General features: G+C 51.7%; 7 protein-coding genes and 5 pseudogenes. 8 read left to right on the top strand and 4 right to left on the bottom strand.

Features of this window, described 5'->3' with window-relative positions:
- The 7 genes and pseudogenes from VJY99_RS18600 to VJY99_RS18570 all read left to right on the top strand — a co-directional run.
- Positions 1-105: pseudogene (locus tag VJY99_RS18600) on the top strand (deoxyribose-phosphate aldolase); the annotation flags it as partial.
- Between the two features lie 75 nt (positions 106-180).
- A complete protein-coding gene (locus tag VJY99_RS18595) occupies positions 181-1,110 on the top strand; it encodes a ribokinase (RefSeq protein WP_324121120.1) in 930 nt (309 codons plus the stop codon).
- Positions 1,111-1,115: 5 nt separating this feature from the next.
- On the top strand, positions 1,116-1,616 hold the full coding sequence (locus tag VJY99_RS18590; RefSeq protein WP_324121118.1) for an RbsD/FucU domain-containing protein: 501 nt from the start codon (positions 1,116-1,118) through the stop codon (positions 1,614-1,616).
- 12 nt (positions 1,617-1,628) lie between these two features.
- Positions 1,629-2,690: an alcohol dehydrogenase AdhP gene (adhP, locus tag VJY99_RS18585; protein WP_324121116.1), complete on the top strand. Its 1,062-nt coding sequence runs from the start codon at positions 1,629-1,631 to the stop codon at positions 2,688-2,690.
- Complete coding sequence (locus VJY99_RS18580; protein ID WP_324121114.1) at positions 2,687-3,844, top strand: mandelate racemase/muconate lactonizing enzyme family protein; 1,158 nt, start codon at positions 2,687-2,689, stop codon at positions 3,842-3,844. The genes adhP and VJY99_RS18580 overlap by 4 nt, the downstream gene beginning before the upstream one ends.
- 12 nt (positions 3,845-3,856) lie before the next feature.
- Positions 3,857-4,807, top strand: a complete 951-nt coding sequence (locus tag VJY99_RS18575) for an aldo/keto reductase (protein WP_324121112.1) — start codon at positions 3,857-3,859, stop codon at positions 4,805-4,807.
- A complete protein-coding gene (locus tag VJY99_RS18570) occupies positions 4,804-5,667 on the top strand; it encodes an amidohydrolase family protein (protein WP_324121110.1) in 864 nt (287 codons plus the stop codon). The genes VJY99_RS18575 and VJY99_RS18570 overlap by 4 nt, the downstream gene beginning before the upstream one ends.
- Before the next feature lie 90 nt (positions 5,668-5,757).
- Here VJY99_RS18570 and VJY99_RS18565 read toward each other — a convergent pair.
- The 4 genes and pseudogenes from VJY99_RS18565 to VJY99_RS18550 all read right to left on the bottom strand — a co-directional run.
- Positions 5,758-5,973, bottom strand: a pseudogene (locus VJY99_RS18565) (integrase core domain-containing protein); the annotation flags it as partial.
- 308 nt (positions 5,974-6,281) lie between these two features.
- Positions 6,282-7,313, bottom strand: a pseudogene (locus tag VJY99_RS18560) (IS110 family transposase).
- Between the two features lie 233 nt (positions 7,314-7,546).
- Positions 7,547-8,413 carry an AraC family transcriptional regulator gene (locus VJY99_RS18555; protein ID WP_324121122.1) on the bottom strand — a complete coding sequence of 289 codons (867 nt, stop codon included), beginning with the start codon at positions 8,411-8,413 and terminating at the stop codon, positions 7,547-7,549.
- Between the two features lie 151 nt (positions 8,414-8,564).
- A pseudogene (locus VJY99_RS18550) lies at positions 8,565-9,427 on the bottom strand (IS5 family transposase).
- A 238-nt stretch (positions 9,428-9,665) separates the two neighbouring features.
- Between VJY99_RS18550 and VJY99_RS18545 the strand changes: the two are divergent.
- Positions 9,666-9,812: pseudogene (locus VJY99_RS18545) on the top strand (deoxyribose-phosphate aldolase); the annotation flags it as partial.

Below are 9,812 nucleotides of genomic sequence, written 5' to 3'. Positions count from 1 at the left end.
TTGGAGAAGATGAAAGAAATGTTTGTTGCAGGTGCCGAACTAGTTGGCACCAGCTCCGGCCCGGAACTGGTGAAAGGGCTGGTCGGCGACATTAACGCTTATTAACAGAGACGTACCGCCGGAAGCGGCGGTACTTCTCTTTGCAATGAATAACAAATCGCGCAGTTTAAGGAGTATGTGATGAGCGTATTTATTCTCGGCAGCTACGCGAAAGCGCTGGTGATGACCACCGACCGTATTCCTCTGGCTGGGGAAACGCTGATTGGCCATGACTTTCGCCAGACGTGGGGCGGTAAAGGCTCTGATATGGCGGTTCAGGCAGTGCGTCTTGGGGCAGAAGTCGCCTATGCCGGTGTGGTGGGTGATGACACTTTAGGGCATGAATTTGTAGGCCTGATGCAGGAAGAAGGTGTCAATATCGATGCGTTAACCATCAGTGGAGAACTACCAACTGGTGCGGGACTTATTATTAAAGATAAAGAGGCCCATAACGTGATTGTCGTGGATATGGGGGCCAATAAACTGTTTACGCCGGTGCAGGTGGACAGTGCGTTATCCCTGCTAGAACAAAGCAATGTGGTGCTCGCACAGCTTGAAATTCCGCTGGAAACGGCTCTCTACGGACTCAGACTTGCAAATAAACTCGGTAAGATAACGATTCTGAACCCGGCACCAGCAAGAGATTTACGCGGTGTCGATCTCAGCGCGGTTGACTATCTGACACCCAACGAAACGGAAGCGCGCGTAGCTCTTGGCTTACCACCTGATGACCCGCGCAGCAACAGGGAAATCGCCAATCTGTTATTGGAAACAGGTTGCCGGTATGTCGTGATGACATTGGGTGAATCGGGCTCTGCAGTGTTTGGTCGTAATGATACGCAAGAAATCCCACCGTGCATCATCGATGTTGTCGACAGTAACGGTGCAGGTGACAGCTTTAACGCCGCCCTCTCCGTCGCGCTGGATGAAGGTCAGCTCATTCACGAAGCCGTACTGTTTGCTAACGCCACAGCAGCGCTGTGTTGTACCGGCTGGGAGACAGTTCCATCCTATCGCTATCGCAAAGAAGTCGATGCTTTTATTCAATCTATGGCTGTGGCAGAGGAGTAAATACTATGAGACCAGATAGGATCTTACACCCTGAGCTCGCGGCTGCCTTAGCCACGTTAGGTCATTCCGACATTGTGTTGGTCACGGATGCGGGATTCCCGATCCCTCCACAGGCTAAACGTATCGATTTGGGTTTCTGGCCTGGCACTGTTGATGCACTGGACATTCTGCGCGTCCTGCGCAAAGAAATTTTTGCCGAAGAAGTGCATTTTGCCAGTGAAGTCCGTGATTGCAACCCGCAACTTTATCGTGATGTGCAAGCCATCTATACCGGTTCTGGCGCAGAGTTTCAGGCAGCCAGTCACGAAAAACTTTGCCACGACCTTGCTCACAAAGCCAAAGTCGTTATCCGTTCTGGATCATTTAATCCATGGGCCAATTTCGCTCTGGTTGCGAGTACCGATCCTTTTGCCTGGTTCACCGAGGAATCCGGCGTAAAACCGCTGCCAGCGTATGTCGCAAGACGGCAACGAATTATCGACAACGTCGTACCGGAACTCAATTAACAGGGTATCGTCATGAAAGCAGCAGTTGTTAGCCAGCAGCATCCCGGCAAGGTAGAAATCAAGAAGATAGCGCTACGCGCACTGAATGCCGGTGAAGCACAGGTGGAAGTGGAATGTTGTGGTGTGTGCCATACCGATTTACACGTCGTGCAGGGTGATTTTGGCCCTGTTCCAGGCCGTATACCAGGACACGAAGGGATCGGGATAGTTCGTGCTATTGCTGACGATGTTACCAGCCTGCGTCCTGGTGATCGTGTCAGTATTGCCTGGTTTTATGAAGGATGTGGTGTCTGTGAATACTGCGTCAGTGGCCGGGAAACCTTCTGCCGTACAGTTAAAAATGCGGGTTATAGCGTTGATGGTGCAATGGCTGAACAGTGCATTGTCAAAGCCGATTATGCGGTAAAAGTCCCTGATGGGCTGGATCCGTTAATTGCCAGCAGCATCACCTGCGCTGGCGTCACCACATACAAAGCCATCAAAGTCTCCGAAGTCCGTCCTGGCCAGTGGATTGCCATCTGGGGGGCAGGTGGATTAGGCAATATGGCCATACAGTTTGCCAAAAATGTGTTTAACGCCCGTGTTATCGCCATTGACATTCAGGACGACAAACTGGCGCTGGCACGTGAGTCAGGTGCGGAAATCACCATTAACGCAAACGAAGAGGATGTACCAGTCCGCATTCAGCAGATCACTGCCGGAGGTGCGCATAGCGGCGTAGTTGTGGCGGTCGCGCGCACGGCGTTTAACCAGGCAGTAGACAGCGTCAGAGCTGGAGGAAAAGTTGTTTGTGTGGCCGTTCCGCCAGGCAATCTTGATCTGAATATCGTGAAAACGGTGCTTGATGGTATCCAGATCGTCGGTAGCCTGGTCGGTACACGTCAGGACCTGGCAGAAGCTTTCCAGCATGCACTGGCAGGCCGGGTGAAACCGATAGTGCAGACCAGACAACTGGATGAAATTAACGCTATTTTTGCCGAAATGAATGCAGGCGCAATTCAGGGACGAATGGTCATTGATTTGCGCACTAAGCCATCAGCTAAGTCGAAACTTGCCTCGGAGGGCAAAGCATGAAAATCACTGGCTGGCGCACATTAAAAGCCTTACATCACTGGGGCCGTCCTATTGGTGACGTCAACGGTGCGGTTAACGCTGGCGTGACAGAAGTACCCATTCTGATTCTGGAAACTGATGTAGGTATTAATGGCATTGGCCTTGGTGGACATGCTGACATTGAGCGTATCTTCCCGGCTATTGAAGGAGAAGATCCACGAGCAGTGACTGCTTTGTATGACCGAATGCAAGCCTGGGTTTTCAAAAGCGGGCACTTTGGCAGCGTCTTCGGTGCCATCGGCGTGGTGGACATGGCGCTTTGGGACCTGAAGGCCAAACTGGCGAATGAACCGCTTTGGCGATTACTCGGTGGGCGTCAACCTTTTGTACCTGGTTACGCTTCCGGGCTGGACTACCCTCTTTCGCTTGACGAGTTAGTTGCGCTACATCAACGCTTTGCCGACAGAGGATTCAGTGCATTCAAATTAAAGGGTGGACTGGATGTTGAGCAAGATCTTGAGCGTTTAAAGGCGGTGCGAGAAGTCTATCTTTGCAACGCGCCATCGCCTGCTGTGATGATCGATCTCAATGAGTCAATGAGTGCAAAACAGGCTGTCCGCTATGTCAATCGTTTGGAAGAGGTGCTTGATCTTAGCTGGGTTGAGGAACCGGTCCGACGCTGGGATGCTGCGGGTCACGCGCTGATCCGCCAGCAAGTTCGTGCAGCAGTAGCCACCGGGGAAAACCTCACGGGTATTGAGCAATTTCAGCCACTTATCCAGCAACAGGCGGTAGATGTTCTGCAAGCGGGGATGTGCTGGGGAATTACCCATTTCCTGCGGGTAGCGAATCTGGCACACGCGTTTAGCTTACCTGTCAGCCCGGTGGGATATAACGCCAACCCTGTTGCCCATGCGGCGGCGGCCATCCCCAACCATCTGATCTGCGAAGTACAGGATCTCAGCTTTCCTACAGGTTTGCGGGTGGATCAGCGTATTGAAAAGGGTGGCATTGTTCTGGGCGATACACCTGGTCTTGGCATCACTGTCGACGAAGACGTACTGCTGGCTGCGCAAAATGAAGGAAGCTGGACCATTGCACATGGCCCACATGTCCGCCCTGAGCGCGCTGGTTTGCGCCTGTCACTGAGAACATCGACCAACGATGAACAATAAAGGAACAGGAAAATGAAAACAGTCTCTTTAGGACACACAGGAATACAGGTTCCGGTTCTGGCTATGGGAGCGGCATCGCTGGGCAGCATTTATCACCCGGTATCACAACAACAGGCCAGTGAAACGGTAGCCACAGCGCTGGAACATGGAGTGAACTATTTTGATGTCGCTCCTTATTATGGCCTGACCCGGGCTGAAACTGCTTTAGGTGTGGCGCTAAAAGGGGTAGCCAGAGAAAGCTACACACTCGCGACAAAAGTAGGACGCTACGGTGACAGCCTTTGGGATTTCTCGCGCGAGGCCACACTACGCAGTGTTGATGAGAGCCTCGCCCGCCTAGGTACCGACTACATTGATGTAATTCAGTGCCACGATATTGAATATGGCAGTCTGCCACAACTACTGGATGAAGCTCTACCCACGCTGAGGGAGCTACGTGACCGCGGTGTCGTGCGTAATATCGGCGTTACCGGTTATCAGCTCGACCTGCTGGAACAGGTGGCGTGTGAGCAAAAAGTGGATACCGTGATGGCCTACTGCACCTGGACATTGCAGGATCGTCGCCTAGGGGAGGTAGCAAAACGGCTCAACGAGGCTGGGATCGGAGTATTGAATGCGTCACCGCTGGCAATGGGACTGTTAAGTCGAAGCGGCGCACCAGACTGGCATCCGGCACATCAGAATGTACAAAATGTCTGTCGTAAAGTCGCAGCCCTGTGTGATGGTCATAAGGTCAATATTGCCCAGGTTGCACTGCAGTTTGCACTGACCACCGCAGCAGAACATGGTATTTCCACCACCGTTATTGGTGCCGCCAGCAGGGATAACATGCTCGACAGTATTTGCTGGAGTGAATCGCCTGTGGATCCAGAACTGCTCGCAAAAATTGATGAGCTGATGGCTCCAGTACTGAATATTGGCTGGGATGTTCTGCCTGGTAATGGGGGTAAAGCCCAAAAATGAAATGCTTTGACAGTCATCTTCATCTCTGGGACCCGCGAGTATTGCGTTACGACTGGCTCAGTGACCTGCCAGCGCTAAATCAGCCTTTTTTGCCCGAGGTGCTGGCGACTGAAGCGCAAGCACCAGATGCCGCCATTGTGGTTCAGGCGGATTGCGCTGAAGAACAGGCTGTGGACGAAGTGAACTGGATTAACCAGCTAGCAGAATATTCTCCTATTCACATTGCAGGTATCGTCGCCTGGGCTGCTCTGGAAAAGGGGAATGCGGTGATACCCCATCTGCACCAACTGCGTAATATACCGAGGGTTGTGGGTATTCGTCGTTCACTGCAAAATGAACCTGAGCACCTGTTCTATGATATGAATTTTCGTGCTGGCCTGCTGGCGGCAGCCAGAAACGGTTTTGTACTCGATTTGTGTGTTAGGGCGTCTCAACTGCAAGGGGTTTACGATCTGCTGTACTGGCTGTTCAGCCATGCACCAGAGGCCCGCGTGGTGTTGGATCACATGGGTAAGCCTACTATCATTCGCAACGAATGGCAGGCATGGCAAAGCGTCTTTGATCCACTGGCAGACTTCCCACAACTGGTGTGCAAAATCTCAGGTTTGCCCACCGAGGCTGACTGGCTTGCATGGAACGAGGAAGAACTTCAACCCTGGATACAACACGCCATAGCGGTTTTTGGTCCGCATCGTTGCTTATTTGGCGGCGACTGGCCGGTGGTGAATCTGGCTGGTGGTTACTCCCGCTGGAGACAGTGTGTTGAAAATGCGATTTCGCATCTGACCCCTGAAGACAGATGTGCAATCATGGTGAACAACGCCCGTGATATTTATTTATCGCAATCAAGAGGAAAATAATAAGCTGGGGAGGATGCGAACAAGTGTTCATGTACAGGGCGGCGTTAATGGGATGGTCGCCCCTCCCCAAAACGGCATCTGAAGTGCCAAAGTGGCGAATTCCTGCAATTCATCCAGCGTGCCAAACAGATAATGGCCCAGCCAGTCGTATCTCACGGTGCGGTTGAACCGTTCGATATAGGCATTTTGCTGCGGGTTACCTGGTTGGATATAGTCCAACCTGACGCCCTGCTTGGTTGCCCATGTCTTGAGCTCCTCGCTGATATATTCTGGACCGTTATCACAGCGGATGGCGGCCGGTTTGCCAAGCCCTCAATCCATGAAAGTGAGTTAGGTGGAGATTGCAGCCATAGATCCGGATTTTGGTCGAGGCTACCGCCTCTGTCCCTGATGGAATTTGCTGGCTGGCTCCTCTATCAACGCCACGTACTTGAAAGTACCTTGTTTCGCCTCGGGTTTTGCCAGTCACTGTCTGACCTGTCTCGCCATCACTTCATGATTGCCTGTGCAATCGGTGCTGTTCTTCAACTCTGGTTGCTGTGAACTTGTTTCTCTGTTGCGTTTTCTACATCCCCTCGTTCACGGGGGAACTCGCTACTGTGTGTCGGCTCTTTTCATACCGCCGTTACAAAATCGGCCTCAAACTCTCGATCATGGGCGAGCAACGCCCAGACGATCCGCGCGTTTTTGTTGGCAAGCGCCACCACCGCCACATTGGGGTGGCGTCGCGCCATCACGCCTGCCAGCCAACTGCCCGCGTACTGAACCTTGTGCTCTGCAACATGCAACACGGCTCGCGCACCGTGGACGAGCAGGGTGCGCAGATAGCTGTCGCCTCGCTTGCTGATCCCCAGCAGGGTCTGCTTGCCTCAGCTGGAGTACTGCCGTGGCACTAACCCCAGCCATGCGGCCAATTGCCTGCCATTCTTGAAATTTCTCGCATCGCCGATGGTGGCCACCAGTGCGCTGGCGGTGAGCGGGCCGATACCCGGTACCTTCGCCAGTTTCTGGCTGGCAGGACTCCCCAGGTACCAACTCCGCAGTTGGACCTCCAATTCTTTCACCTGCTTGTCGAGCGCCTTGAAGTGAGCCCCCAGGCGTTCGAGCAACTGGCGAAACGTCCCCGGCAGGCCGTTCTCGCTCTCCTCCAGGATGTTGGGCAGGCGCTGGCTGATGCGCGCAATGCCTTTGGGAATGATGATGCCGAATTTAGCCAGAAGGCCTCGGATTTGGTTAGCCTGTGCGGTCCTGGGCTTGACGAAACCTTGGCGGGCACGATGCAACGCCAGGACAGCCTGCTGCTCGCTATTCTTGATCGGCACAAAGCGCATGTTAGGTCGGCTCACCGCCTCACAAATAGCCTCGGCATCCGCCGCGTCATTTTTGTTGGTTTTGACGTAGGGTTTAACGAACTGCGGCACCATTAGTAGCTTCACGGTATGCCCCAGCTCCTGCAGTTTGTTGGCCCAGTAGTTGGCGCTACCGCAGGCCTCCATGCCGATCAGGCAGGTGGACAGATTAGAGAAGAAGGGTATCACCTGGTCCCGCTTCAACAGCCTCTTGAGGACCGCCTTGCCGTGTTCATCCACGCCATGCACTTGGAAAACAGGCTTTGCCAGGTCAATACCGATAGTCATAACCGTCATGGCGGTCGCCTCTCTCATCAGTGGGAATACTCATTCGCCACTTTGGCACTTCAGATGCCGTTTTGGGGAGGGGCGACCATCCCATTAACACCCATCATCGTAACAATCGGGACTGTCCGTGAAAATCAGGGTACCTTATTGAGAACAGTCTGCATGGGAACTCAAAAAACTGGGAAAACATTTTCAAAATATTCACGTTATCGCCCAAGCGTGGCGATAGATCAGATAATAGCTCAGTCGTGGTTGTTGCTGTTCAGTTGTTGCTCCTTGCGACGAAACTCGCTTGGAGGCATACCAATTGCCCGATTAAAATCGCGGGAAAAATGTAGCGGATCATTATATCCCACCTTCAAGGCGATAAGACTAATCGTATCGTCAGTTTCCACCAGCAAACGCCGTGCCTGAGAAAGTCGATAATTTTTAAGCCATTTCAGCGGGCTTTGATTAAATGTTTCTTGAAATAATCTAAAAAGTTGTGACTTACTTACGTTGCAATACTGCATAAATTTTTCAATATCCCAGTCATCATTGTAATGACTATGGATCTGATATATCAGCCGCCCTAGTCCACGATGGGTAATCGCAAGCGATTTAGTCGTTTCGAAACTGCGATTCTCCAGCAGGGTATAAATAAGCTGGGAACAGAGCACATCACAATGAGCATCCGCCACAAGAGTGTTATTCTGCATTAAATCAAACATGCTGTGATAAATTTCAGCGACAATTTCTGGTGTCGAGAATTCGAAAACTGGATGTTGAGGAACATCAAGGATCTGCATTATATTGTTGAGTTTAGTACCATCAATGCGCAACCATAAAATTTCCCATGGCTCATTTCTATCCGGAAAATGCTCATGAGGCCAACGGACGGGCAACCAAGCAAGAGTGCCCGTTTTTACCTCATGGACCTTATTATCTAGGCGGATAAATCCACTCCCGTTAAGACAAAAAATGAGTTCATGTCCTACAACAGACTGCCGATGTACATGAAAATTATTGGCTGTACGAATATGACCCGCACGAAGTACCCGGTAGTTCATCAGTGCAGAAAACTCATCCGACTCCCGATACCAGTTCGCCACAATCTGCGTTTTTTGTATTTGTGTTTCCATACGAGCTTCACTCGATGTTGATGAGGCATTGTTGAGTGTGTAAAAACTTACAAAGACTGTTTTTACATCAAAAATCAGGCTCTATCGCCATGTTCGACCTTATTTCCAGGGACGCTACCAAATTTCAGGTAGATCTCTCTCACTGATTTATCATCAGGTCCACTCGGACCAGATTGGCCAAGGCAAATAACATCGCCAACTGATGGTCGTTTTTCAGCAACCCTTTATATCGGGCTTTCACAAAGCAAAACTGACAATTGATGATACGGAAGGGGTGCTTCACCTTGGCGCGGAGGCAGGCCTTGAGCTTCTCGAACTGGATGATAGCCTTGTTCCTGCGGGGATGCTTGCCCAGCAGCTCGGCGACAAGCCAGTCGGCCTTCACCCCGGCCAGCTCTTCGCGCTTCTCTGCACAGCGGTAACCAGCATTGGCCACGACTAACTGCTCCTGTTGCCCAGCTGGTTGAGGACATGCTCATTGGCGGCCGTGGTAACCAGGCTGTGCGTTAGACCACTTGAGACATCAGGGTTTCATGCCACTGGTCTGATCGTCTGTTTGTTTTTGGTCGAACACGGTGCCTCGATAATGGTAGCATCGACCAGCGAGCCCTGGATCATCAAGACGCGCACCTCTGATAACCATTGGTTGATGCGCTCTCGAATAGCTGACGGGCCAGCGGTCAGCCGGTGGCGAAAGTTCATGATGGTGGTGCGGTCAGGGATGGCCTGGTTGAGTGAGAATCTCGCCAACAGTTGGATGGAGGTTACATCATAGGGGGCATCCTCCATGGCACCGTTACTGAGTTTGTACCACTGCTGGATGTGAGTCTCCTGTGGGTAAGGGCGACAACCATTGCCGACCTTGGGGTAGACGGGATCAATGACGTCGAGCATCCTCTGCCAAGGGAGTTGTTGCGCCATGCGTGACAGGAAAATCGCTTTTCGAGTCTGGCGGTGTTTGCCGTTGAAATCGCAGTCAGCAGGGGTCAACTGATGACTCACGTCGAACCTCACCCCTGATACCAAGATGGCCTGATGATTTCACATTAGGGATTATTTCGCAGCTTTCTTAACTAAATTCTGGCTAATTATTGAACCGGGTCACAAAATTATTGACATGGAAATTTTGTCCATGTCCCAGGGAATTCTACCCATAACGCTTTACGCCGCACTTGTCTAAAGTAATGCCATACCCCACGCACAGTGTTGTGCGTTACTTAGCAAGCAGGAGTAAAAGTAAGTGATTGATTTCAACGATCCCCGTCAGGTTGCGAAGGCAATTCAGTTCACCAACGTAAGTCCCGAATTGACTCGTGAAGGACTGATTAAGCATCTAAATATGTGCTTGGAATATCAATTCGATGCCGCCATGATCGCTCCTTGCTGG

Origin of the sequence: Buttiauxella sp., from assembly GCF_035271705.1 — a bacterium.
Lineage (GTDB): Bacteria > Pseudomonadota > Gammaproteobacteria > Enterobacterales > Enterobacteriaceae > Buttiauxella.
This window is presented reverse-complemented; position numbering and strand designations above follow the sequence as displayed.